This window comes from Xanthomonas dyei, assembly GCF_002939865.1.
Classification (GTDB): domain Bacteria; phylum Pseudomonadota; class Gammaproteobacteria; order Xanthomonadales; family Xanthomonadaceae; genus Xanthomonas; species Xanthomonas dyei.
In genome coordinates this window covers 61,455-85,501 of the sequence record NZ_MDEE01000018.1, presented here as the reverse complement: position 1 = coordinate 85,501, position 24,047 = coordinate 61,455, and the positions used below count along the sequence as shown (strand labels likewise).

Annotated in this window: 21 protein-coding genes, 2 other RNA genes and 1 pseudogene; 16 read left to right on the top strand and 8 right to left on the bottom strand. The window is 65.5% G+C overall.

Translation table 11 applies throughout. The features are described 5' to 3' along the window. Positions 1–11: 11 nt before the first annotated feature. Complete coding sequence (locus XdyCFBP7245_RS13350) at positions 12–1,151, bottom strand: HDOD domain-containing protein (protein ID WP_104616073.1); 1,140 nt, start codon at positions 1,149–1,151, stop codon at positions 12–14. A gap of 124 nt (positions 1,152–1,275) precedes the next feature. On the opposite strand from XdyCFBP7245_RS13350, the gene XdyCFBP7245_RS13345 reads away from it, so the two are divergent. Beyond that, complete coding sequence (locus XdyCFBP7245_RS13345; protein ID WP_386261511.1) at positions 1,276–1,872, top strand: SRPBCC family protein; 597 nt, start codon at positions 1,276–1,278, stop codon at positions 1,870–1,872. Between the two features lie 409 nt (positions 1,873–2,281). Here XdyCFBP7245_RS13345 and XdyCFBP7245_RS13340 read toward each other — a convergent pair whose 3' ends face one another. From XdyCFBP7245_RS13340 to XdyCFBP7245_RS13325, 4 genes are all read right to left on the bottom strand, one after another. Beyond that, positions 2,282–2,593, bottom strand: coding sequence for a protealysin inhibitor emfourin (locus XdyCFBP7245_RS13340; protein WP_055852801.1), 312 nt, complete (start codon positions 2,591–2,593; stop codon positions 2,282–2,284). Continuing rightward, positions 2,590–3,654, bottom strand: a complete 1,065-nt coding sequence (locus XdyCFBP7245_RS13335) for a M4 family metallopeptidase (RefSeq protein WP_104616071.1) — start codon at positions 3,652–3,654, stop codon at positions 2,590–2,592. Before XdyCFBP7245_RS13335 ends, XdyCFBP7245_RS13340 begins: the two co-directional genes overlap by 4 nt. Positions 3,655–3,764: 110 nt before the next feature. Next, a complete protein-coding gene (locus tag XdyCFBP7245_RS13330) occupies positions 3,765–4,421 on the bottom strand; it encodes an SDR family oxidoreductase (RefSeq protein WP_104616070.1) in 657 nt (218 codons plus the stop codon). Positions 4,422–4,763: 342 nt separating this feature from the next. Next, positions 4,764–5,378, bottom strand: coding sequence for a TetR/AcrR family transcriptional regulator (locus XdyCFBP7245_RS13325; protein ID WP_055852809.1), 615 nt, complete (start codon positions 5,376–5,378; stop codon positions 4,764–4,766). A 214-nt stretch (positions 5,379–5,592) separates the two neighbouring features. Here XdyCFBP7245_RS13325 and XdyCFBP7245_RS13320 point away from each other — a divergent pair, with 214 nt between their 5' ends. The 6 genes and pseudogenes from XdyCFBP7245_RS13320 (at position 5,593) to XdyCFBP7245_RS13295 (ending at position 12,804) form a co-directional block, all read left to right on the top strand. Beyond that, the gene (locus XdyCFBP7245_RS13320) at positions 5,593–6,804 is read left to right on the top strand and encodes an MFS transporter (protein WP_104616069.1); all 1,212 of its coding nucleotides are present in this window, start codon (positions 5,593–5,595) and stop codon (positions 6,802–6,804) included. Positions 6,805–7,021: 217 nt separating this feature from the next. Beyond that, the gene (locus XdyCFBP7245_RS13315) at positions 7,022–7,462 is read left to right on the top strand and encodes an NUDIX domain-containing protein (protein ID WP_104616068.1); all 441 of its coding nucleotides are present in this window, start codon (positions 7,022–7,024) and stop codon (positions 7,460–7,462) included. A 258-nt stretch (positions 7,463–7,720) separates the two neighbouring features. Further along, the gene (locus tag XdyCFBP7245_RS13310; protein WP_104616093.1) at positions 7,721–11,443 is read left to right on the top strand and encodes a M48 family metallopeptidase; all 3,723 of its coding nucleotides are present in this window, start codon (positions 7,721–7,723) and stop codon (positions 11,441–11,443) included. A gap of 231 nt (positions 11,444–11,674) precedes the next feature. Then, positions 11,675–11,812 (top strand): annotated as a pseudogene (locus XdyCFBP7245_RS24515) (alpha/beta hydrolase); the annotation flags it as partial. Positions 11,813–11,918: 106 nt separating this feature from the next. Further along, entirely contained in the window at positions 11,919–12,317 is a 399-nt protein-coding gene (locus tag XdyCFBP7245_RS13300; RefSeq protein WP_104616067.1) for a host attachment family protein, read from the top strand. A 157-nt stretch (positions 12,318–12,474) separates the two neighbouring features. Then, complete coding sequence (locus XdyCFBP7245_RS13295) at positions 12,475–12,804, top strand: thioredoxin family protein (RefSeq protein WP_104616066.1); 330 nt, start codon at positions 12,475–12,477, stop codon at positions 12,802–12,804. A gap of 84 nt (positions 12,805–12,888) precedes the next feature. Here XdyCFBP7245_RS13295 and XdyCFBP7245_RS13290 read toward each other — a convergent pair. Then, positions 12,889–12,963, bottom strand: a non-coding RNA gene (locus tag XdyCFBP7245_RS13290) — sX9 sRNA. A gap of 450 nt (positions 12,964–13,413) precedes the next feature. Between XdyCFBP7245_RS13290 and proP the strand changes: the two genes are divergently transcribed. Continuing rightward, a complete protein-coding gene (proP, locus tag XdyCFBP7245_RS13285) occupies positions 13,414–14,904 on the top strand; it encodes a glycine betaine/L-proline transporter ProP (RefSeq protein WP_104616065.1) in 1,491 nt (496 codons plus the stop codon). A gap of 13 nt (positions 14,905–14,917) precedes the next feature. Here proP and XdyCFBP7245_RS13280 read toward each other — a convergent pair whose 3' ends face one another. Then, positions 14,918–15,376, bottom strand: coding sequence for an SRPBCC family protein (locus XdyCFBP7245_RS13280; RefSeq protein WP_170068641.1), 459 nt, complete (start codon positions 15,374–15,376; stop codon positions 14,918–14,920). A gap of 156 nt (positions 15,377–15,532) precedes the next feature. Here XdyCFBP7245_RS13280 and XdyCFBP7245_RS13275 point away from each other — a divergent pair, with 156 nt between their 5' ends. Continuing rightward, entirely contained in the window at positions 15,533–16,327 is a 795-nt protein-coding gene (locus XdyCFBP7245_RS13275) for an EcsC family protein (RefSeq protein ID WP_104616064.1), read from the top strand. 719 nt (positions 16,328–17,046) lie between these two features. Next, a complete protein-coding gene (locus XdyCFBP7245_RS13270; protein WP_104616063.1) occupies positions 17,047–17,682 on the top strand; it encodes a DUF938 domain-containing protein in 636 nt (211 codons plus the stop codon). Between the two features lie 177 nt (positions 17,683–17,859). On the opposite strand, the gene XdyCFBP7245_RS13265 is transcribed toward XdyCFBP7245_RS13270, so the two are convergent. Continuing rightward, positions 17,860–18,918, bottom strand: a complete 1,059-nt coding sequence (locus XdyCFBP7245_RS13265) for an AraC family transcriptional regulator (RefSeq protein ID WP_211287697.1) — start codon at positions 18,916–18,918, stop codon at positions 17,860–17,862. Between the two features lie 219 nt (positions 18,919–19,137). Between XdyCFBP7245_RS13265 and XdyCFBP7245_RS13260 the strand changes: the two genes are divergently transcribed. From XdyCFBP7245_RS13260 to XdyCFBP7245_RS13235, 6 genes are all read left to right on the top strand, one after another. Continuing rightward, positions 19,138–20,106: an enoyl-CoA hydratase/isomerase family protein gene (locus XdyCFBP7245_RS13260; protein ID WP_211287696.1), complete on the top strand. Its 969-nt coding sequence runs from the start codon at positions 19,138–19,140 to the stop codon at positions 20,104–20,106. Positions 20,107–20,213: 107 nt separating this feature from the next. Next, on the top strand, positions 20,214–21,020 hold the full coding sequence (locus XdyCFBP7245_RS13255) for an SDR family NAD(P)-dependent oxidoreductase (RefSeq protein ID WP_104616061.1): 807 nt from the start codon (positions 20,214–20,216) through the stop codon (positions 21,018–21,020). A 45-nt stretch (positions 21,021–21,065) separates the two neighbouring features. Next, positions 21,066–21,362: a YciI family protein gene (locus XdyCFBP7245_RS13250; RefSeq protein ID WP_104616060.1), complete on the top strand. Its 297-nt coding sequence runs from the start codon at positions 21,066–21,068 to the stop codon at positions 21,360–21,362. A 61-nt stretch (positions 21,363–21,423) separates the two neighbouring features. Then, a non-coding RNA gene (locus tag XdyCFBP7245_RS13245) (sX9 sRNA) lies at positions 21,424–21,499 on the top strand. A gap of 205 nt (positions 21,500–21,704) precedes the next feature. Continuing rightward, positions 21,705–22,475, top strand: a complete 771-nt coding sequence (locus XdyCFBP7245_RS13240) for an SDR family NAD(P)-dependent oxidoreductase (protein WP_104616089.1) — start codon at positions 21,705–21,707, stop codon at positions 22,473–22,475. Positions 22,476–22,599: 124 nt separating this feature from the next. Then, positions 22,600–23,973, top strand: a complete 1,374-nt coding sequence (locus XdyCFBP7245_RS13235; RefSeq protein ID WP_104616059.1) for an NAD-dependent succinate-semialdehyde dehydrogenase — start codon at positions 22,600–22,602, stop codon at positions 23,971–23,973. The last annotated feature ends 74 nt before the right edge of the window (positions 23,974–24,047 follow it).

The window sequence follows — 24,047 nt, the reverse complement described above, 5'->3', positions numbered from 1 at the left end:
CAGCTGCCGGTCTACTCCACGCTGGCAGCTACCAGCCGTTGCCATAACGCCGCATTGACTGCGTCGTCCGGTTCCAGCGTCGCGAGCACGCTGAGGGCATGGTCTTGCTGCTCGGCGCCATGGCGAGCCAGCATGGCCAGCGCGGCGGCCAGGCGCCCGTAGCGGAGTGCGCGCCCCAGCGAGGTGGCCAACAAGCTGCTGTCGTGCTCGGGGCGCTGTTCGTCCAGTGCGGTGCCCAGCACTGCCGGCAGCTCCCAGGTGGTGGCGATGGTCTTGGCCACTGCGGCGGTGTGGCGCTCGACCAGGGCTGCGGCTACCTCCAGGCTGTAGGGCAGGCCGGGGCGTTCGGCATAGGCGTCGCGCAATACGCGCAGGATCACCACCGCGCCCAGCCCCTGCAGCAGGCCGGCCAGCTGCGCCGACAAGGTGTCGCCGCCGCGCTCGCGCATATAGGCGGCCGCCGCGGTGGCGGTGCGCAGCGCGTAGTCCCATACCGCCGCGGGCAGCCGCGAGTGCAGGCCGCCATCCAGGCTCAGCACCGGTTGCATCACCGCCGCGGCAACGATCTGGCGCACGCCCTCGGTGCCGATGTGCACCACCGCGCGCTCCAGGCTTTCCAGTGGCGCGCCTTGCGGGCGGTACAGCGCACTGTTGGCGATGCGCAGCAGGTTGGCCGACAGCGCGGGGTCTTGCGCGATGATCGCGGCGATCCCGCGCCCGGACGCGTCCGGGTCGTTGACCGCGCGCATCAGCTGCGGCAACAGGTGCGGGCGACGCGGCAACAGCTGCGGGCGCAGGTCGACATGGTCGAGCGCGGCGGTCGCCACTTCCAGCACGGCGACCTGTGCGGGGTCGCTGGGCAGGCTGCCGTCGGCCAGCGACGGGTTGGCCATCACGGCGGCATACATGCGGCGCAAGAGCGGACGCATCGGCGGCGGCTCGGGCTGCAAGGGCTGTGCCGCGGCAGGCGCTGGCGGCGGCGCTTGCTCGTCCATCGCGATCGGTGCCGGCGCGTCAGGCGCGGCGGAACCGCCGACTGCCGGGGCAGTGGGCTCGGGCTGGCGCATGCGCATCCACCACACGATGGCACCGACAATCATCGCTACAGCGACAAGTCCGGCAACAAGCAGCAACACAATCGCGAGCATCATAGGTCGTTGTCTGATGAATGCCGCGACTATCGGCGATGGCGAGCGCGGCGGCAATGTCGCGCGCAGTGGCGCGTGCACCGCGCGACCGTGGATGTCTGGCAAGAAGCGCGGCCTGGCAGGCGCCATGCCACGCCATCCCCGACGCATTCGGTGCGATCGCGGGCCACGCAGCGCCTGCCGCGTCGCTCGCCAGCGCCTGCTTCACCCGTGCTGCAGCTGCACTCCAGCGTCATCGATCGGTAGCATGATGGGTGTCTTCTGCCAGCCAAGCGAGTGCCCGATGTCCACAGTGACGCTCCACCGTGTCGTACGTGCCAGCCCCGAGCGCATCTACCGCGCCTTCCTCGATGCCGATGCATTGGCCAAGTGGCTGCCACCGGCCGGCTTCACCGGCAACGTCGAACACCTGGATGCGCAGGTGGGCGGCACCTTCCGGATGGCGTTTACCAACTTCGCCAATGGTCAGCGGCATGCCTTTGGCGGCACCTATCTGGAGCTGCAGCCCAGCGCCTTGCTGCGCTACAACGACGTGTTCGACGACCCGGCGTTGCCGGGCACCATGCTGACCACCGTGCAGCTGCACGCGCTGCCCTGCGGCACCGATGTGCACATCGTGCAGGAAGGCATCCCCGAGCAGATTCCGCTGTATGCCTGCTACCTGGGGTGGCAGGACTCGCTGACGTTGCTGGCGCATCTGGTGGAAGCGCAACCGCAGCACTGAGCGCGCCAGCATGAGAGACGCTTGGCGACGTGCGCGCAGCCGTGTTGCGCATGGGCAGTTATCACCCGTGCATCTGGTGGTTGGCGTGCGCACAGGCAGGCTGAGCGTGCGCAACATCCCCAGCATCAACTGCCGCAAGGGGTGGGACGATATTCGCGGCAATGGCTGCACTGCAGCAATAATGGGAGTGTCTTCAAGCTGACCACTGCGCTGCACGTTGCGCTAACGCACCGATCCCCACCATGCGTCACCAGCTGTGCAGTTCTAGAGCATCTAGGCAGCTTAAAGGGTGCAGGCATCCGCAGTTGGACCATCTTCGACAGACACCGTGCACTGCACGGTGTCTTCGTTTGCGCGGTATGTGCACGCGCGCGGTGCACCACGCGCACGCTCAGTGCAGCACACCGCGCTACAGCGTGCCCTGCTTCCACAGCCGCACGATTTCGGCCGGCGCATGTTCTTCGGGAATGCGCAACGGTTCGCTGGCACCGTCCCAGGCGATGCTGAAATAGCGCCGGTCGCCGCCACCCGCCTGCGGGCGCGGCAACGCATGCACCAGGCATTGGTCCAGCAACGCGCGCAGGTGCAGCCGCTGCGCATCGTCCAACGCATCCATTGGCAGTTGCCGCTCGCGGCGCATGGCCGGGAATGCCGCCACGCCGCCCTCGCGTGCAAGACGTAGCGTCACGCCCAACTCCACCGGCGGCCGCTGTGGACTCATGCGAGGACGCCCACGTCGCGCCAGGCCTGTTGTACGGCGCGTGTCTCTGCGCTGTCAGCGCCGTAATCGGTGCTGGCGACAGTGACGGTGCGTGCGGCAAAGGTGGCGAAATCCGCAGTTGCGGCGATTTCGCCACCGGTGAGCGTGCGGTACCAGATGCGGCCGGTTGTCTCCCACGCAGCGCCACCGATCGCGACCGCAGCGCGATAGAACGCGTGATTGGGGATGCCGGAGTTGTAGTGCACGCCGCCATCGTCCTCCTGTGTGTTGACGTAGTCGGCCATCGTGGCCGGTTGCGGGTCTTTTCCCAGTGCAGGGTCATCGTACGCGCTGCCGGGCGCCCGCATCGAGCGCAGGCCCACTCCGTTGATGCCAGGCATCAGCAGGCCTGCGCCGATGATCCAGTCGGCCTCGCTTGCGGTTTGGTGCAACGTGTACTGCTTGATCAGCACCCCGAACACATCCGACACCGATTCGTTCAATGCGCCCGATTGCCCCTGGTAGATCAGGTTGGCGGTGCGTTCGGTGACGCCGTGAGCGAGCTCATGGCCCACCACATCGATGGCGATGGTGAAGCGGTTGAAGACCTCGCCATCGCCATCGCCGAACACCATCTGCTCGCCATCCCAGAACGCGTTGTCGTAGTTACGCTCGTAATGCACGCTGCCGATCAACGGCATGCCTGCGCCATCGATGGAATTGCGCCCGTAGACGGCCTGGAAGAACTCGTGCGTGGCACCGAGAGCATCGTAGGCCTCGGTCACTGCCACATCATCGGTGGCCGCAGCGCCCTCGTCGCGGACCAGGATGCCGGGCAATGCGGTGCCCTGTTGCGCATCGTAGATACGCCGCCGCACCGCTTGCATGGCCGGTGCGGCATCCGCTGCGAGTGCCTGTGCGCGTGCCAGCGGCCCACGCGCGCGCTGCTGGCGCAGGTGGGCGGTGATCTGGCGGGACAGTTGCGCGCAATGGCGTGCATGTTCGGGCGCCGCCTGTGCCATATGGTCCAGCAGATACGGCGGCAGGATGCCGGCACGGCGCGGGGCGAGGGGCGCAGACATCAGCGGACTCCACAGTGGGGTGCGCCCGCGACTATGCCGAGGCCGGGTTTAGGAAAACGTTAGGCCTGGTCGTGTTGCGCCCGTGCAGCGGGTTGCGACAGGCCTGGCGTTCAGTCCAGCTGCGACAAGGCGTCCTGGATCGGGGTCTGCCCGTCGATAAAGCCGACCGTCTTGCCGATGGTGGCCGGCGTTGCCAGTGCTGCGGCGATCACCTGGGCCACGTTGGCACGCGAGACGCCACCGTCGGCATCGCTGCCCGGGTCGCGGGTGATGTGGCCCGACGGCGGATCAAGCGTCAGCCGACCGGGGCCGAGCACGGTCCAGTCCAGATGGGTGCTGCGTAGATGCGCATCCGCCGCGGCCTTGGCCTGCGCATAGGCGAAGAACCCGTCGTCCGGGCCGATGCCGTGTTCCAGCCCGGCGCCGAGATACGACACCATCACGTAGCGGCGCACGCGGGCCTGTTCGGCCGCATGCATCGAACGGATGGCCGCGTCGCGGTCCACCGCATAGGTGCGCGCGGCATCGCCGCCAACGGCACCGGCCGACCACACCACCGCATCGTGGCCGGTCAGCTGCGCGGCGATGGCGTCGGTATCGGCGTGTTCGATGTCGAACACCACCGGCGTGGCGCCATCGGCAATTACATCGCCTTCGTGCTCGGGATTGCGGAACAGCGCGGTGACGTGGTGGCCGCCGTTCAACAGCAGTGGGGTGAGTAAACGTGCCACCTTGCCGTGGGCACCGATGACGAGGATACGAGACATGCACAACTCCAACCGATGCGCGCCGACACAGCGCCGAGGGCGATCATCCTCGCCAATGCGACGCTAAGACGATGTCAGCGCAGAGGCGTGCGAGTCTTCCGATGGATCGAGCGGACAAGGTTTGCAGGTACGAAGAACGCTGTCAGCGACCAGAGGCAGTGAGCAGAGCGCAGCACTGCCGGGGCACGACACCGTCCATCCCACGCTGATGAGCGCTCGCCATGCAGTGTCACCGTTCTCTGATGGGAGCCACCATCCAGCGATACGTGTTGTCGCTGCCGTGGATGCGGCGCGGCGGGCGATGCATGCGCGCTGCCGCACCGAACGATTGCCAGGCGTCGGCTATCCAGCGCTGTTGTGATCCCACAGCTGCAGCACCTGCGCGATGGCTGCATCCATCAGCTTGAAGCCCACGCCATCCCTGGCGAGCGTGGAAAGCCCAAGCAGGAAGCTGTCGAAGACGCAGGTCAATGCGGCTGCATCGAGGTCGGCTGCCAATTCTCCGCTGGCAATTGCCCGCTCCACGCAGGCGCGGATGCCCGCACGTGTCCGCGCGCGCGACCGCGTCAGCGGGGTCGAGATCGCAGCCAGTTCCGGGGAGGGCGCGCTCATGACCCCTAAGGCAACCATGCAGCCCTTTGGATGCCCGCGCTCGCACTGCATCTTGGCCGAGCGCCGCAGCGCAAGTTCCAGCGCCTGTCTTGGCGCAAGCGACGCATCCCACAAACAATGCGTGACCTGCGCGTAAGTCGCCAGATAGCGCTCCATGCATTCTTTGTAGAGCGCTTCCTTGGAGCCGAACGCTGCATAAAAGCTGGGCGCGGTGATTCCGCCGCCGATCGCAGCCTTGAGCTGGCTGAGCGACGTCGACTCGTAACCCTGTTCCCAGAACAAATGCAGTGCCTCCTCCACCGCGACATCCCGATCGAAGGTCCGTGGTCTGCCCATCTGTGCCATAACGCGCTCCGCCGCCTAGATAAATACTATTCGATACATATGTCATTGACAACCAAGTCCTGCCGACCTAGATTTATATCTATCGATACATATCTTGCGGCGTCGCGAGACGACGATGTCGACAGGCGCTGCGCAGCGGGTCTCTTTTTTTCTCAGATATGTATCGATCGATACATAAATAAAGAATTTCATTACTCATGACCAAGGATATCTTGTGACCTCTTCCACTGCCTCGCCGGCACCTGCCGGTGCTGCTCCGCTACCCATCGCCGCGCTGCTGGCCTTGGCCATGACCGGCTTCATCTGCATCGTGACCGAAACCCTGCCGGCTGGCTTGCTGCCGCAGATCTCCGACGGCTTGGCAGTGACCCCCGCGCTCGCCGGGCAGACCGTGACCGCCTATGCGGTGGGTTCGCTGCTGGCGGCGATCCCGTTGACCATCGCCACCCAGCACTGGCGTCGTCGTCGCGTCCTGTTGCTCACCATCGTCGGCTTTCTGGTGTTCAACTCCGTCACCGCGCTGTCCACCCATTACGGTCTGACCCTGGTGGCACGGTTCTTCGCTGGCGCAGCGGCGGGCCTGGCGTGGAGCCTGCTTGCCGGGTACGCCCGGCGCATGGTGCAACCGGAACAGCAGGGCAAGGCCATGGCGATTGCGATGGTGGGCACGCCGATTGCGCTGTCGCTCGGCGTGCCGTTGGGAACCTGGATGGGCGGGCTGATCGGCTGGCGCACCGCGTTCGCGGCGATGTCGGCACTGACGGTCGCGCTGATCGTCTGGGTGTTGCTCAAGGTGCCGGACTACCCCGGCCAGGCGGCCACGCAACGGGTGCCGTTGCGCAAGGTGCTCGGCACGCCCGGCGTCCGCCCGGTGCTCGCCACGGTGATGGCCTGGATGCTGGCGCACAACATTCTCTACACCTACGTGGCACCGTTCGCCGCACGTGCAGGCCTTGGCCATCGCGTGGACGTGCTGCTGCTGACCTTCGGCATGGCGGCCCTGGTGGGCATCGGTATCGCCGGCAAGTTGGTGGAACAGCATCTGCGCAGCACCGTGCTGGTGTCGTTGGCGACGTTCTTTGGGTTGTCGGTGGTGCTGGCCTTGCTGCAGGGAGTGCAGCCGGTCGTGTATGCGTGCGTCGCGGTCTGGGGGCTGACCTTCGGCGGTGCGGCGACCCTGTTGCAAACCGCGCTTGCCGATAGCGCAGGCGACGGCGCCGATGTCGCGCTGTCGCTTAATGTCGTGGCCTGGAACAGCGTCATCGCCGGCGGTGGCGTGTTGGGAGGAGTGCTGCTGGAGCATTGGGGAGCGCAGAGCTTTCCGACCGCCATGGCAGTGTTGCTGGCAATCGGATGGGCGATTGCATGGTCCGCACGCACCCACGGATTTGCGGCCGGCGCGCGCGCAGCGGTTTCTGACCACTAGCGCGTGCGAGGGACGTTGCGCCCAGTGTCAGGCGGCGGTGGCGCTGCGCGGCAAGGCACGCGCTGACGCCCAGGCGCGATGCAGGTAAGCTGTACCTGGAAGACGTGAGCGGTGGACGGGGACGCCACCCACGCCGCAACAGTGCCAACCCGCGCGCGACCGCGTTACCCGTACCGCCACATCTGGGACAATTACCGGCCCGCTCACGAGACAGCTCATGCCCCATTCCGATCTGCGTGCCCGCGTTGGCTGCGGTGCCTTCATCCAACGCGCCGATGGCCACTTGCTGCTGGTATTGCGCGGGCGGGCGCCCGAGCAGGGGCATTGGGGCCTGCCCGGCGGCAAGGTGGACTGGATGGAAACGGTGGAAGCCACGGTAGTGCGCGAAGTGCTGGAAGAAACCGGCCTGCAGGTGCATCCGCAGCGCGTGCTGTGCGTGGTCAGCCACTTCGAGCCGGACATGGACCCGCCGCAGCATTGGGTGGCGCCGGTGTATCTGGCCACCATCGAAGGCAGCGAGACCGCCGAACTGCGCGAACCGCAGGTGCTGCTGGATATCGGCTGGTTTGCCCTGGATGCGCTACCCACGCCGCTGACCCGCTCGGCAAGGCAGGCGGTGCAGCAAGTCCAGGCGGAACAGGATCCACAGCCCGCCTGACACGTGGTGGTGCCTGCGGGCTACCCGCAGGCACGCATGGATTTTGCAGCGCCAGTCCGTTATTTTCGGCGCTTCCGGGGCGGGGGAGATCGCGCCCGGAGATCGAATCACCAGGCCGGGATGCCGATTGACTGCGTGGCGCCCGGTTACTCATTACAGGGACGAAGAATGGAATCGCTGTATCCGCAAGGCCCGGCGGTGGTGCCGGAACGGCTCACCGCACCCAGCAGCAAATACCGACGCAATGCCTGGCTGGCCATGCTTGGGCTGGGCGGCTTCATCGCCGTGTATCTGGGATTGCTGGGGTGGTTCGGTTGGACAGCCTACCGGCTGGCGTCCGGGCTGCTGCAGGGCTCCGGCGGCGAGCAGGCCGTGTGGATGTGGCTGGTGGCCGCAGGCGCCGCGTTTCTGGCCGTCTTCATGGCCAAGGCATTGGTGTTCAACAAGCGTGCCGAACGCGATACGCGCGCGCTGGAACTGCGCCCGGCCGAGCAACCGGAGCTGTTCGCCTTCCTGCATCGGTTGGCCGACGAAGCCGGCGCGCCGCGTCCGCACAAGGTGTACCTGTCGGCACAGGTCAACGCCGGCGTGTTCTACGACCTGTCGCTGCTCAACCTGCTGCTGCCCTCGCGCAAGAACCTGGATATCGGCCTGGGCCTGGTCAATGTGCTGAACCTGGGCGAATTGAAGGCCGTGCTCGCGCACGAATTCGGCCACTTCGCGCAACGCACGATGGCGGTCGGCCGCTGGGTCTACATCGCCCAGCAGATCGCCGCGCATATCGTGGGCAAGCGCGATGCCCTGGACAAGCTGTTGGCGACGCTGTCGCGGATCGACCTGCGCGTGGCGTGGATCGGCTGGGGCCTGTCGTTGATCGTGTGGTCGATCCGCTCCCTGGTCGAAATCACCTTCCGCGGCGTGGTGCTGGCGCAGCGTGCGCTATCGCGCGAGATGGAATATCAGGCCGATCTGGTGGCCGCCTCGCTCACCGGCAGCGACGCGCTGGTGCATGCGCTGCACAAGCTGGAAGCGGCCGACGACGGCTGGCAGCGCGCGCTGCGCTTTGCCGGGCGCGAGTTTGCGCAGGACCGGCCAGTCAAGGATCTGTTCGCCATCCAGTCGCGCATCATCGAACACATGCGCGTGGTCTTGAACGACCCCGGCCACGGCGTGGTACCGGCGGTACCCGAAGATGCGGCGCACGCGTACCGGCTGTTTCAGAACGACATCGCACAACCCTCGCAGATGTGGGCCACCCATCCGCCCAGCGCAGCGCGCGAAGAAAACCTCAAGCGTCACTACATCGCCTGCCCGATCGACGCACGCCCGGCGATGGACGTGCTGCGCAACGCACACGCGCTGCGCGAGCAGGTCTCGCTTGGCTTGTTCAACGGGCAGGCGCCCACCTGTGTGGACATCGAGGTGTCGCTGGCCGCGCTGGAACGCGAATTTGCGGCCCTGTCGTTATCGCGGCGCTATCAAGGCCTTTATCTGGGCCGCTCCTGCACCCGCGCTGCGCGAACCGTGGCCGAGCTCTACGCCGATCCGTTGCCGCAGGGCGATCTGCTGCAGGCGCTGGATGGGCTGTACCTGCCTGAGGATGGCCAGGCCATTGAGCAACTGCGCGAACGCGAGCGGCAACGCGCCAGCCTGCAGGCCTTGATGGACGGCGGGCTGCGTGCAACTGGCGGCGTGGTGACCTGGAAAGGCACCAGCCTGACGCGCGCGCAGCTGCCTGCTGTGATCGCAACACTCGATGACGAACTGCAGGTGTTGCGTGCGCGCGTCAGCGGCCACGACCGACGCTGCCGCAGCGTGCACCTGGCCTCAGCCCACACCCTCGGCGGCGGCTGGCCCGAGCTGTTGCGTGGCTACCTGGCCGTGCTGCATTACACCGACCACACCCTCGCCGATCTGGACGATGCGCATCTGCTGTATCTGCAGACCTTCCACAGCGTGATCGCCGATGGCCGGGTGTCGGCCAAGGAGCTGCGCCAGCTGGTGGCCGCGTGCAATGAGCTGCAACGGGTGCTGCACCGGGTGTACGAACAGGTCGCGCACATGCGCTTGAATGCCCCTCTGGCCGCTGCCCTCGGCAAAGAACAGTGGCAGCAGTGCCTGCCGGAGTTCCGGCTGTCCGAGGCCGACGAAACCAATATCAACCCGTGGATGGACGCGGCCAAGGGCTGGGTGCAGGTCACCATGAGCGCGCTGGGCGAGTTGCGCGATGCCAGCCTGGAGCAGTTGCTGCACGCCGAAGACGCGGTGGCCGAGCAGGTGCGCCACGGCGCGCCTGCGCCCACCAGCGATACACCGGCGGCGGCACCTGCAGACTATCCGGTGCGTCTGCCGGGCGAGGAGCGCCAGCGCAACCTCAAACAAAACCTGTGGCAGCGCTTTCTGGCCGCCGACGGCCTGTTTCCCTCCATCGCGCGCGTTGCGGTGGCCGCGTCCATCGTGGCCGGGGTGTTGTGGGCCGGCGGCACGGTCGGCCTGGCCGAGGTGGTGGCCTACAACGGCTTGCAGCAGACGGTGACGGTGCGCATCGACGACCAGATCGCCTCGCTGCCGCCAAACGGACGCCATGTGTTCCAGCTGGCAGAGCAGGCAACGCACCACGTCAGCACGCGCTCGGCGGCGGGCGGGGTGATCGAAACCTTCGATGCGCCCAGCGGCGGGCACGGCGGCCAGTTCGCCTACAACGTGGCCGGTGCCGCGCTGCTGCTGCATTGGCGCGCCAGCTACGGCGCGGCAGCGGAAGACAGCACACGCCATCTCGACAACGCACGCTGGGAACGCACCACCGCGCAGGCGGTCTTCAGCGAGCCGCCGCAAACGGTCAGTGGCAAGGGCAGCCAGTACCGCGATGTGGTGACTGCGGTGTCCGATCGGCCACCGCATCAACTGCTGGGCGAGCTGACACCTGCGCAGGATCTGGCGCTGATGCAGGCGCACGCACGCTGGGATGGCGCGCAATCGGCCTATCTGGAGCAATGGCTGGATCGCCTGCACGGCGCGGCGCCGCAGGCGGTGCTGGCGATCCTGGCCAAGCGCCTGCAGCGCGACCCGCTGGATGTGGTGGCCTTGCGCGTCCAGCAGGACACCGCCACTGCGCAGCAGCGGGCGCAGGTCTGCAAACAGCACACCGCGATGGCCCTGGCCCGCCCCGACGCGCCGGCATTGCAGTACGCGGCGATCCGTTGCGGCAGCGACCCGGCGGCGCGCGATCGGGCCTTCCTCGACGCGCATGCGCGCTGGCCGAACGATCCGTGGCTGCAACGCGCTGCCGCTGCTGTGCATGCCGAACAAGGCCGCTTGCCGGAAGCGCAGGCGCTTTACGAACAAGTCGCACAGGTTCCGGCGATGGCCGATGACATCGTGCCGCAGCTGGTGCGGCTGCAGCGTTACCGTGGCTTGGCCCCGGATCTTGCGGCGATGGCGCAGCGCTCGCCGGCGTTGGCCTCGATGCTTGCGCTGGCAAGCGGCGAGGGCACGCAGGACACGCCATACCAGGGCTATCACGCATTGGCCGCCGGCCAACTGGACGCTGCGGTGGCGGGCGCTGCGGCAGACCCCGAGGTCCAGGCACGGCTGGTGCGGCTGGCGGCAGCATCGGAGGGTGCCCCAGCGGCACTGCTGCAACAGGCACGCGCGCTCGGCGATGAGGCGGGGATCGATTATTTCACCGCACCGGTTACGTGGGCCTTGGCCGCACGTCAGGGCTGGCCGGTGCAGGCAGCGCGCGACACCACCCTGCGCGATCTCGGCGACGACGCCACGGCGATCTCGCGTTTCTTTACCGCGGTGCAGGCCGGCAACAGCCAGCAAGATGCCGAGGCGGCATTGAAGGGGGTCAGCCTGACCGGGCGCGGCGTGGCATATGCGATGGCGGCGGTGTTGCTTGGTCAGCGCTGTCCGCAAGCATGGCGCGACGGCGCGCGGAACTTGCTGTTCGTCAACGAGCGGCCGTATCTGGGCTGAGCGTGGCGACAGCAGCTGGCACGCAGTGCTCCGCTGCGTGCCGGCGATGCAGCAGTCGCTGTGCGGGGAAGGGAAAGGCGCACCAACGCCGAGCGCCGATGCGCGTGCACAGCGCGCGTCTGATGGATGCGCCACTGCATGCGCATCTGCATCCCTGCCGCGGATCGTCTTCAGCAGGGATGCAACGTGTGGCGCCATCGCGCACGTACGCGACTGCCAACGCCAGGCACGCACGTGTGGGATGGGTTGGGCCACGGGTTCCATCGCATCGACACGCTGCCGGAAAGCCAGCAGGCGCTGCGCGTGACCGCGCGCTTTTTCAGCCGACATCTGGGGCTGCAGGTGCCAGCCGCGGCCGTGCCACGCTAACGCGGCACTGACACCGACTAGGCACAGTGCTTACATCTTCTCGCCTAGGTTGAGGCCGACTGGGTGCGGCACATGCCGCACCGATCATCGAAACAGGAGAAATCGGATGAGCCTGCAAATTCCTCAGGGAGCCTTGGTGGTAGTGGCCGACGGCGGCGAAGCGCGCTGGTTCACCAATACCGGCAACGAAGCCAAGGTCGTGCTGCGCCAGCATGCACGCACCGATGTGCAGAACGTCGACGACGATGGCCCGGCCGGCAAGGCGCCGCAGGATCTCACCGCCGCAGACCGGGATGAAATGACCTTCGCCAAGCAGCTCTCGCAGGCCTTGAACGATGGCGCGCTGAAGCACGACTACGCGCATCTGGTGCTGGTGGCCGACCCGACCACGCTGGGCCGCATCCGTCCGTTGCTGCACAAGGAAACCCAACAGCGCCTGGTCGGCGATCTGGCCAAGGACCTGACCAACCTGCCGTTGGAAGACATCCAGCGCGCGTTATCGTAAGCGCAACGATCGAACCGAGCGCCGTTCGTCCCGCGCGGCCGGCGGTCGGGATCTGGGAGATAGCGTTCGTGCACCGCGCTGCCGGACGCGCCTTGCGCAGTGATCGGTCGGCTGTGCGGTAGGGTGTCGGTCACTTATGGTCATGGAGACAGTGTCGATGGGGTTTGTTCGCGAGTACGCCACACAGGCACCGGAGCGTGGCGAGATCGATGCCCAGACCGGGCTGCAGCTACTGGAATTCGGCACCGACTGGTGTGGGCATTGCATTGCGGCGCAGCCGCTGTTGCAGAAACTGCTGGGTGGTTATGACGCGATGGCGTACCGCAAATTCGAAGATGGAAAAGGGCGGCCGCTGGGTCGCTCGTTTCGCGTCAAGCTGTGGCCCACGGTGATTCTGCTGCGCGATGGCGAAGAAGTCGCGCGCGCGGTGCGCCCGCAGACCCGTGAAGATCTGCAAGATTTGCTGGCGGTGCTGGACAAAGGTTGATGCGCCGCTGTTGCAGCATGCGTGGTGGTAGATGTGCTGCGGCTGGCGCGATCGCGTGTCACGGCGCATAAACGAAATGAGCGCGGCTCAAACTGTAGTGAGCAGTCGTCAGGTAGGTGCGGATGGTGCACTCACAACTGGAGTGTACGAGTGATACATGCCGCACTGAGCACCTGCCGCGTCTGCCTGGCGGCTGTACAGCCGTTGTGCTGGCTGCTCCAAGCGTGCAGTGCCATGACACGTGCATTACCACTGCATCAAAACTTCGACATTGTCATCGCGAAGCAGGCATTGCCGCCGTCGATGCAATTGCAAAAATAACGTAAAACGCCTGAAATCGGCGCAGATCCCGCAGCGCGCACGGTCGCGTCTGCAGCCCATTGCCCGCTGTAGTAACATGACACGCTGATCAAGCCCTTGGGCGCACGCCCATCCCTTTGGTCATCTGTCCCGCAGCGCCGCTGAGTCGACGCGGCCGTCCGGGAATGCCTCCGGCCTCTCCAGTGCATGTGCTCCTGCCGTGTGTGTGTGATGTGCCGCGTCCTGTGTGTTGTCAGGACGAGCGGGCAGCGATGGCCCGCAGCTGCAACGCATCTGGAGACCAAACACATGCACGACACGCGCGCGATCCGTTCGCACTTCGGTTGGTTCAAACGCCGCCGCCAACTGCAACTCGACGACGTCACCGTGGTGGATCGCAGCATGCTGCGCCGCGCGGTGAGCGCCGCAGCGCTGGGCAATGCGATGGAGTGGTTCGACTTCGGCGTGTATGGCTATCTGGCGGTGACGCTGGGGCAGGTGTTCTTCCCGGCGAGCAATCCCACCGCGCAGCTGATCGCCACCTTCGCCACCTTCACCGTCGCCTTTCTGGTGCGGCCCATCGGCGGCATGGTGTTCGGCCCGCTGGGCGACCGCTATGGGCGCCAGAAGGTGCTGGCGGCGACGATGATCCTGATGGCCTTGGGCACCTTCAGCATCGGCCTGATTCCCTCCTACGAACGTATCGGCTTGTGGGCACCGGCATTGCTGTTGCTGGCGCGCTTGCTGCAAGGCTTTTCCACCGGCGGCGAATACGGCGGCGCGGCCACCTTCATTGCCGAATACGCCACCGACCGCAATCGCGGTGTGATGGGGAGCTGGCTGGAATTCGGCACGCTGGGCGGCTATATCGCCGGTGCCGCCACGGTGACCGAGTTGCACATGAGCGTGACACCGGCGCAGATGCTCGATTGGGGCTGGCGCGTGCCCTTTTTGATCGCCGGCCCGCTTGGGCTGCTGGGCCTGTACATGCGCATGAAACTGGAAGAAACCCCGGCGTTTCGTGCCTACACCGAGCAATCCGAACAGCGCGAACGGGAGACTGCCGGCCAGGGCCTGATGACCCTGCTGCGCCTGCATTGGCCGCAACTGCTCAAGTGCGTCGGCCTGGTGCTGGTGTTCAACGTCACCGACTACATGCTGCTGACCTATATGCCCAGCTACCTCAGCGTCACCATGGGCTATGCCGAGAGCAAGGGACTACTGCTGATCATCCTGGTGATGCTGGTGATGATGCCGCTCAACATCGTCGGTGGCATCTTCAGCGACAAACTGGGGCGCCGGCCGATGATCATCGGCGCCTGCATCGCCCTGTTTGCGCTGGCCATTCCGTGCCTGCTGCTGATCGGCAGCGGCTCGGATGCGCTGATCTTCCTCGGCTTGATGCTGCTGGGTTTGGCGCTGGTGTGCTTTACCAGCTCGATGCCGTCCACCTTGCCGGCGCTTTTCTACTCGCCGGTGCGCTACAGCGCCCTGTCGATCGGCTTCAACGTCTCGGTGTCGTTATTCGGCGGCACCACGCCGCTGGTGACTGCCTGGCTGGTGGAGCGCACCGGCGACCCGTTGGTGCCGGCGTATTACCTGATGGGGGCGGCGGCGATCGGGCTGGTGACGATGCTGTTCGTGCGCGAAACCGCCGGGCTGCCGTTGCGTGGCTCGCCGCCGGCGGTGGCCAGCGCTGCGGAAGCGCGCGCGCTGCTGCAGGCCGATAGCCCGGTCACGGTGGATGCGCAGTTGCCGCTGCCCGGCGCGCCGTCGGTGGGCCAGCCGCACACCGCATGAACCCGCGCCTCACTCAGCCCAGTGCGAGGTTGCGGGTGTCGGGCATGTCCGGGTAGGGCATGCCCTGCCCGGTTTCCACATAGCGCTTGAGGCTGCTGCCCAGGACGTACTGCCAGCCTTGGGTGCACGCCTCCAGACATGGCGAGTCGCGGTAGCCGGACTGCACGAACTCCACACGCGTGCCCTCGCTGGTGGAGATCAGATCGAAGCGCATCACCGTGCCCTCCCAGGCGGCGGTGTCGCGCATGTTGGAGCGCTCGCAGCGCCAGCGCACCAGCCGATGGTCGGCGCCTTCGTCGATGCGCAGGACCACCTGCCAGCCGTGGCTGCTCCAGTCCAGGCGTACGCAGTCGTCGGCCGGCTGCACCTCGCGCGTCCACCAGCGCGCCAGCTGCACGGGCTCGGACAGCGCGGCGGACACCACTTCCGGTGCGGCGGCGATCACGATGCTGTGGCGGATCTCACGGTTCATCTGATGGGCATTGCCTGCGTGGACGCCGATGATCGCGCATTTTGCCAGCCAATTGCAGCTTTGGCCGATCTGCGGCCGGCCGCTCGTCCGGCGCTGGGTACCATCGACGCAGACCCTATGACGAGAGCAGGCATGACGACGCTTCCGATACCGGTGATGGATGTGGCCGCGCAGCGCGACCTGGCCAGGGCGCACGCGCTGCTGGAAAACCCTGGCGTCGCAGCCCAGCTGGCCAACGCGCTGGGCGCGCCGATCGAGAGCTTGATCACCAAGCGGCTGCCCAAGATGGTGACCCGCAGCATCGACGGCCTCACTCGCCGCGCGCTGCAGGTGGCCATGACGTCGGCGCTGCTGAGCCTGCGCGGCAAGCGCGAACCGCTGCGGCCGGCGTCCACCACCCGGCACACCCTGGCGGTGGCCGTGGCCGGTGGTGCCGGCGGCTTCTTCGGCCTGCCGGGCCTGATGGTGGAGCTGCCGCTGACCACCGCCGTGATGCTGCGCTCCATCGCCGACATCGCGCGCGCCGAAGGCGAATCGCTGCAAAGCCCCGACACCGCGCTGGCCTGCCTGGAAGTGCTGGCGCACGGCGGCCGCAGCGTGGTGGACGATGGCGCCGAATCGGGTTATTTCGCAGTGCGGGCGGCCATGGCGCAGCAACTCAGCGCCGCTGCCCGCCATGTCGCTGCGCATGGCTTCGCCAGCAAGGGCGCGCCGGCCTTGGTGTCGCTGGTCTCGCGCATCGCCGCCAAGTTCTCGGTCAACGTGGGCGAGAAACTCGCCGTGCAGGCGGTGCCCTTGGTGGGTGCGGTGAGCGGCGCCACGCTCAACACGGTCTTTATCCGCCACTTCCAGGCCATGGCGCGCGGGCACTTCATCGTGCGCCGGCTGGAGCGGCAATTCGGCGAGGAGGCGGTGCGGCGCGCGTATGACGCATTACCTGCACCGCGTTGAACGACTGCGATGCGCATCCGCCGACGCTGCCCGTCAGCTCGGGCAGCGTGTAAGCGGATAGGCAAAGACCTTGGCAACACTGCATGCCGTCAGCAGAGGCATGCATCGTCAAACGTCATTGTCTGTCAAGACAAACCGGTAACAGGCAACGTCGACGTAACGCCAGACATCAACGCGTGGCGACGCAGTTCCACGTTGTCATGACCTTGGGCCACACGCCTGTGGTGTTCGTGCTCATTGCCCTCAGACTGACCAACTCAACCGTCGTGACAGATGCTCCGCTGCCTTTGCAATAGGAGAAAGCGGCGTTCTTCAATGAATTGATCACTTCCGTGGGCGTCGGTTGCCCTACGCGTGCGTGGTGCGACCTGGAGGCGACGGGCGCAACGAAGCTGATTCTCTTGGTGACTTGCGCTGCTGCCCGGGCAGGTTGCGCTGCAGGAAGCGCAGCGGCAAGAAACGCTAAGGCACAAAGCGCTTTAAAATTCACAAGCGAGTGAAATGGCATGGTCAATTCTCAACAGATGGCGTCGACAGCGGAAGTGCGTGTCGCGGGGGAAGATACTGATCATCCGCACTTGGCATTGCGCAGCTCCCTCGTTCTTCTGGACACACCTTCGTGATCTGCTGTTCCAGGCGTTCGTCGTTGTCGCTTCGCTCATCTGGCGGCAGCAACTTCAATTTTGATGGATAACCAAACAGTCACCAGGATATTTTTGATGCCAAAGCCATTTTCGTCCGCCTCTGCACGCAACCGCGCCCCGATCCTGGAGGTGCTGCGCATGCACTTTGCCGACCGGCATCACGTGCTGGAAATCGGCGCGGGCACCGGCCAGCATGCGGTGCATTTCGCTGCAGCGATGCCGTGGTTGCTGTGGCAGGCCAGCGATCACGCCGATCATCTGCCGGGCATGCGGCAATGGCTGGATGAGGCCGCGCTGCCCAACACGCCGCCGCCGATCGCCATGCAGGCGGTGCTGACGCCCACGCCTGGTCTGGCGCCACTGCCGGCCTTGCCCGCACTGCCCGATGGTGAGCGTGGTTTCGATGCGATCTACAGCGCCAATACCTTGCACATCATGGGTTGGCCGCAGGTGCAGGCCTTGTTTGCGGGCTTGCCTGCGGTGATGGCACCGCAGGCAGTGCTGGTGGTGTATGGGCCGTTCAATCGCGATGGTCAGTTCACCAGCGACAGCAATCGCGACTTCGATGCGATGTTGCGCGCGCGCGATGCGGCATCGGGTATTCGCGATGCCGCCGACGTGGACGCGTTGGCGGCGCAGGTGGGCCTGCAGCTGGTGGACGATCTGGAAATGCCGGCCAACAACTGCTGCCGGGTGTGGCGTCGGGATTAGAGCGCGTTGGCGCTTGATGCGCGCCGGTCGTGCAGTGGCTGGCAATGACCGCATCCACGCCAGCAGCGACAGTCATCGCATCGGCGAACCTGTCGCGCTGCCGTTGGCAACTATCGTGTTGTCGTCAAGGCCGCATTGCACCGCGCGCAAGGTCGCACGCGGTGCCATCGTTTCAATTCATTCCTGCGGTGGATCGCGGCGAACCGCCTGCGGCGTCTTGCCGGTCCAGAGCCGGAAGGCGCGCACGAACGAGTTGGTGTCTTCAAACCCGAGCAGCAAGGCGATCTCTGCGCTGGACATCATGGTCTTGCGCAGATAATGCTCGGCCAGCGCCGCGCGCACCTTGTCCAGCGTGTGTTGAAACGTGGTGCCTTCCTCATGCAGGCGGCGCTGCAATGTGCGGCTGCTCACTCCCAGGCGCTTGCTCACCGCCTGCATCGCCACTTCGCCTGCGGGCAGGGCTTCGAGCAGAGCGCTCCTGACGCGTTCGACCATGCTGGCGGTGCGATCAAGATCGGCCAAGCGCTGACGCAACGACGGTTCGAAAAACTCCCAGAGTTTATGGTTCTCGGTGAGAAACGGGCGCTCGATATCGGCCATCGAAAACACCAGCAGCGGTGCAGCCGTGACCTTCACCGGCCTGCCGAAAAATTCCGCATACAACGCTCTGTCGGCCTCGCTGTCGTCGTCGGATAGCGGCCAGCCCACCTGCAGCGGCACCACCGGCGTGCGCGTGGCAAGGCGTGCCAATTGCACGAAAAACACCAGTTTGAAGGCCAAAAAGACATTGGGTGGCGGCTTGGTCTGGTCCAGAAAGCCGATGGTGACATTGGCCTGCGTCTTGCCGCGCTCCACGCCGATCACCATCGGTGCGATGAGTTTGACGAAGCTGCCGATGCGATCGAGCGCGTTACCCAGATTGGCGCTGCATAACGCGGCAAACAGCTCCGGGTCGAACCAGTCGCTGGTCATCACCCGCGCGATGCGCAGCGGCGCGGGAAGTTGCGCATCGATGGAGCGCGCTTCGGCTTCGATGGCAAGCCAGAGGTCGAAAAACATCGCCGGAGTCAGGCGCACGTTGTCGCGCGAAAACAGATCGCCCGGCAATTGCGCACGTCGTAGGACTGGCGCAGTGGCCAGGCCCGCGTCCTGCATCAGCAATCTCCAACCTGGCCAGATCGCGTAATCGAGGATCGAGCCGGGGCGTGCGGATAGTGAGGTTTTTTGAGGAATCATCAAAAAAGCTTAGGTGTCGCAGGCAGCGTAAGCAACAGAAAAACACATCGAAAACCGATCTCGACAGGTTGGCGCGATCGGCATGATGCTTGGCGTGATTGGCTAGAGCGTTGGCGCCGATTGCCGCGCATAGTGCGCCCCGGTAGCGCCGCTTACTCCGCTGCCAGGCCTGACTATCCCTCCATCACGCAACGCTCCACGTCACTTTCAGGAATCCACGTGCATCTGTTCAAACGCATGATCGTGTTGTCTGCCGCAACCCTTGGCAGCGTTGCAATGGCCAGTGCGGCCGGGCTGCCGGGCGCGCCAGCGGCCACTACGCATCACCCGGCCGCCAGCCAGGCGGTGATGCCGCTGTGGCAAGTGCGGCAGATCTCGCCTGCCATCCGCGAAGTGGCTTATGTCAATCCGCCGCTGAATCTGATCGAGCCGCGCACGCTGGTGGAATTGAATGCGCTGGTGACCACGTTGAGCGCGGACGCACAGGTCAAGGTGGTGATCTTCAAGAGCACCACGCCGGGCTTTTTTATCAATCACTTCGACACCAGCCAGTTCGCCGGCTTTGCCAGCCAGACCGGCGCCGCGTCCAAGCCGTTATGGGTCGAGCTGATCTCCAATCTGCAAAAGGCGCCGTTCATCAGCATCGCCCAGATCGACGGGCGCACCCAGGGTGGTGGTAACGAACTCACCCTGGCGATGGATCTGCGCTACGCCAGCACCGATGCGGTGTTCGACCAGCCGGAAGTGGGATTGGGTCTGTTCCCCGGCGGCGGTGGCCCCGACCATCTGGTGCGGCTGGCAGGACGCGACAGGACGCTGGAAGTGTTCCTGAGCAGCGATGACTACGACGCCGCAACCGCTGAGCGGTTCGGCTGGGTGACCCGCGCATTGCCTGCTGCGGCGCTGCAGCCGTTCGTCAGCACACTTGCCGCGCGCATCGCCAGTTTCGACAAGACCGCACTGGTGGAAACCAAGCGCCACATCGATGCGATCGCCTTGCCGACGGAAGCAGAACGTCTGGCGGCCAATCATGCGTTTTTCGGCTCGTTGTCCTGGCCGGGCCTGAGCGCGCGCATGCCGGTATTCGGAAAGCTCATCCAGGAGGCCGGCCCGGCCACCGTGGAAAGCCGGATGGGCTACTACATCGGCGAAGGCAACCGCCGGTTGCAGGACGGCACAAACAAGTAACGCACCGTTGTGCAGCGGCCGTGGCTACTGCCTGAAAGCCGCGTCGAACCACGCCGTTGCGATCCCACTTTTTTCATCACCATGACTTAGGGTTCGGAGAGAGAGCAATGAAGAAGACAATTCTGGTCACCGGCGCCTCGTCCGGATTTGGTTTGATGCTGGCCACGATGTTGCACAAGCAGGGCCACACCGTTGTCGGCACCAGTCGCGATCCTGAGCGGCATGCTTCCAAGGTGCCGTTCAAGTTGCTGCGCCTGGACATCGACGACGACGCCTCCATCGAGGAATTTCCGCGCGAGTTGTTCCGCTCGATCAAGAAGCTGGATGTGCTGGTCAACAACGCCGGCTACATGCTCACCGGCCTGGCCGAAGAAACTCCGCTGGATGCGGCACGCCAGCAGTTCGAGACCAATTTCTGGGGCACGGTGAAAGTGACCAATGCGTTGCTGCCGTACCTGCGCGAGCAGCGCTCGGGCAAGATCATTACCGTCAGCTCCATCGTCGCGTTGATCGGCCCGCCGAACCTGGCGTTCTACGCCGCTTCCAAGCATGCGGTGGAAGGCTATTTCAAATCGCTGCGGTTCGAGCTCAACGCCTTCAACATCCAGGTGGCGATGGTGGAGCCGGTGTGGTTCAAGACCAACCTGGGCAAGAACGCAGTGGCGGCGGCCAGCGGCGGCATTGCCGCCTACGATGCGTATCGTCGCAAGGCACAGGCGGCCACGCAGAAGGGCCTGGACGAGGCGGAGCAGCCCGATGCGGTGGTCAAGAAAATCTCCGAGCTGGTGGATGCCACGCAACCCAAGTTCAGCAACCCGGTCGGCAAGATGACAGGCATGTTCCTGTTCCTGCAGAGCTATGCGCCAAAGATGTTTGAAAGCTCCATTCTCAAGAGCGTTGCCGGCGCCGCGTAAGCGGCGAGGCCTTGCGTATCACCACCTTCGATCTAGGACACCGCAGTGAAATATTATCTTTGCAAGTACATGCCGCCACGCGCAGAGTTTCTGCAGACCATGAGCGCGGACGAAAAGAGCTGGATGACGCAGCATGGCCTGTTTCTGGATAGCTTGCTGGCCGAGGGCATCATCGTGGCGCATGGGCCGGTGATGGACCCGGCTGGTGGATATGGCGTGTCGCTGTACCGCATCGCCGACGATCAGCAGATCGAGCACTTCACTGCGCAGGACCCGATCGTGCGCAACGGTGCCGGTCACTACGAGCATTACCCGATGCTGCATCTGAAGTCACGCGACTAAACGCAGCCGACAAGACGACTGTGCTCACCGCCAGGCGGGCGCGGCCGGTGTTGGGTGCGGCATGTGCCACTCGCATACTCCTGTTCTGGGCGCGTCGTCCGCACCAGCTGACGACTGCGCGTGACCGGTTGCCAGCGGCTCTCGGCGCTGCCAACCACGCGGCTGCGCCCCACCATCTGGTCGCGCACGCCGCTCAGGATCGGCATGCGATACGTACGTTGCCCACCTCCGTTTAAAGACAGCGCATTACGCACTGTTCGCCGCTCCAGCAGCGACCGTCAACACGATTGCATCCGGCCATTGCTGCAGCGCTCTCCGCCACTCGGCAACCAAGGCATTGTCATGACAACCACACTCGTAACCGGCGCCTCCAGTGGCATCGGTTCAGTCTACGCACGCCGGTTTGCGGCACGCGGCCACCATCTGGTGCTGGTGGCGCGCGCCACCGACAGGCTCGACGCACTCGCCGCGCAACTGCGCGCCGAACATGCGGTCATCGTCGAGGTGATCACCGCCGACCTGACCGATGCGGCCCAGCTGCACAGCGTGACCCAGCGCATCAGCGACGGCCCGATCGACATCCTGGTCAACAACGCCGGTGCCAGCCTCAGCGGCGGACTGGTGCATGCAGACCCCGCCGCACTCGAACAGCTGCTGCGCCTCAATGCATTGGTGCCCACCTTGCTTGCACGCGCCGCGTTGCCGAGCATGCTCGAGCGCGGTCACGGTGCGATTATCAACATCGCTTCTGCACTGGCGCTGTTGCCGGAGTACTCGCCGGGCATCTACGCCGCGACCAAGGCGTATGTGCTGGCACTATCGCAGAGCCTGCACGTGGAAGTGGGCAACCGGGGTATCCAGCTGCAAGCGGTGTTGCCGGCCGCCACGCGGACCGAGATCTACACCCGCGCCGGCATGGATATCAGCCGCGTCCCGGATGTGATGGACGTTGACGCGCTGGTGGATGCGGCGCTGGTCGGCTTCGACCGCAAGGAACTGGTGACCATCCCGCCACTGCCCGATGCCGCCGACTGGGACGCCTTCGAGCAGGCCCGCATGACCCTTGCCAAGGGCTTCAGTCATGCCGAACCCGCCGCACGCTATCGCCCTTGATCGCGCCAGGCGCAGTTGTCACCAGCGCCGTCTTTCAATCTTCCACATCGGCCTGCAGCGCAGTTGCTGCAGCGTCGCTGTTACCGGCTGTCTTCCGCTCCATCCCTCCGCGTAAGGATCAGACATGACGTACAGAACGCTTAACCCCTATACCGAACAAGTGATTCGCGTCTTTCCCGAGCACACCGATGCGCAGGTGGAAACCGCGCTGGCCGCGGCCGACGCACTGTACCGCTCCAGTTGGTGTCGCCAGGAACGCAGCCAACGTCTGGCGGTCCTGGCCACGCTGGCCGAGGTGATCACCAGCGAGCGCGACCTGCTGGCGCGCACCATGGCCGAAGAGATGGGCAAGCCGCTGCTGCAAGGGCTGATGGAAGCGGATCTATGCGCGGACATCGCGCGCTACTACGCACGCGTGGGCGAGGACTTGCTCAAGCCGCAGCCGCTGCACACCGATGTGGGGCAGGCAACGGTGGAGTTGCACCCGATCGGCGTCCTGCTGGCGGTGGAGCCGTGGAATTTCCCGCTGTACCAGTTGGTGCGGGTGGTGGCGCCGGCGATCGCCGTGGGCAACCCGGTCATCTACAAGCACGCCAGCATCGTGCCGCAATGCGCAGCGTTGTTTGAAGCGCTGGTGCGCCGTGCAGGCGCGCCGCACGGCGCGGTGAGCAATCTGTATATTTCCGCCGCCAAGGTGGCCGAGTTGATCGGCGACGACCGCATCCAGGGCGTGGCCTTGACCGGCTCGGAAGGCGCCGGCAGCAAGGTGGCCGCGCGTGCGGGCGAGATGCTGAAGAAGGCGACGATGGAGCTGGGCGGCAGCGATGTCTTCGTGGTGCTCGACGATGCCGATCTGCCCAAGGCCGTGGAAGGCGCCATCTTCGGGCGGCTGGGCAATGCGGGGCAGGTCTGCACCGGTGCAAAGCGTTTCATCGTCCACGCCTCCATCGCGCAGGCGTTTACCGATGCGTTCGTCAATGCCATGCAGTCGGCGCCGGTGGGCGACCCGCTGGATGCGCAGACCCTGCTGGGGCCGCTGGCCTCGCGCGAAGGGCTGGAAGGGCTGAGCAAACAAGTGGACGCCGCCGTCGCCCACGGCGCTACCGTGCTGACCGGCGGCCAGCGCATCGATCGGCCCGGATTTTTCTACGCGCCGACGGTGCTGACCGATGTGACGCCGCAGAACCCGGCTTTCTACGAAGAGTTCTTTGGCCCGGTGGCACTGTTGTTCGTGGTCGAAGACGACGCGGCAGCTGCGGCACTTGCCAACGATTCGGTGTTCGGCCTGGGCGGGTCGATCTACTCCGGCGATATCGCGCGCGCGCGCGCACTGGCAGCGCAGATCGAGACCGGCATGGTGTTCATCAACACCCCGACCACCTCGCGCCCCGAGCTTCCGTTCGGTGGCATCAAACGCTCCGGTTTCGGGCGTGAGCTGGGCGATGTCGGCATCAAGGAGTTCGTCAATCGCAAGCTGGTGGTTGTCGCCGGCGGTTGATGTCAGTGGCGCCTGGCAGCTCATGGCCTGGCGCCTTTCTTTCTCGCGTGCACGGCGGCGACCGCCGTGCACTG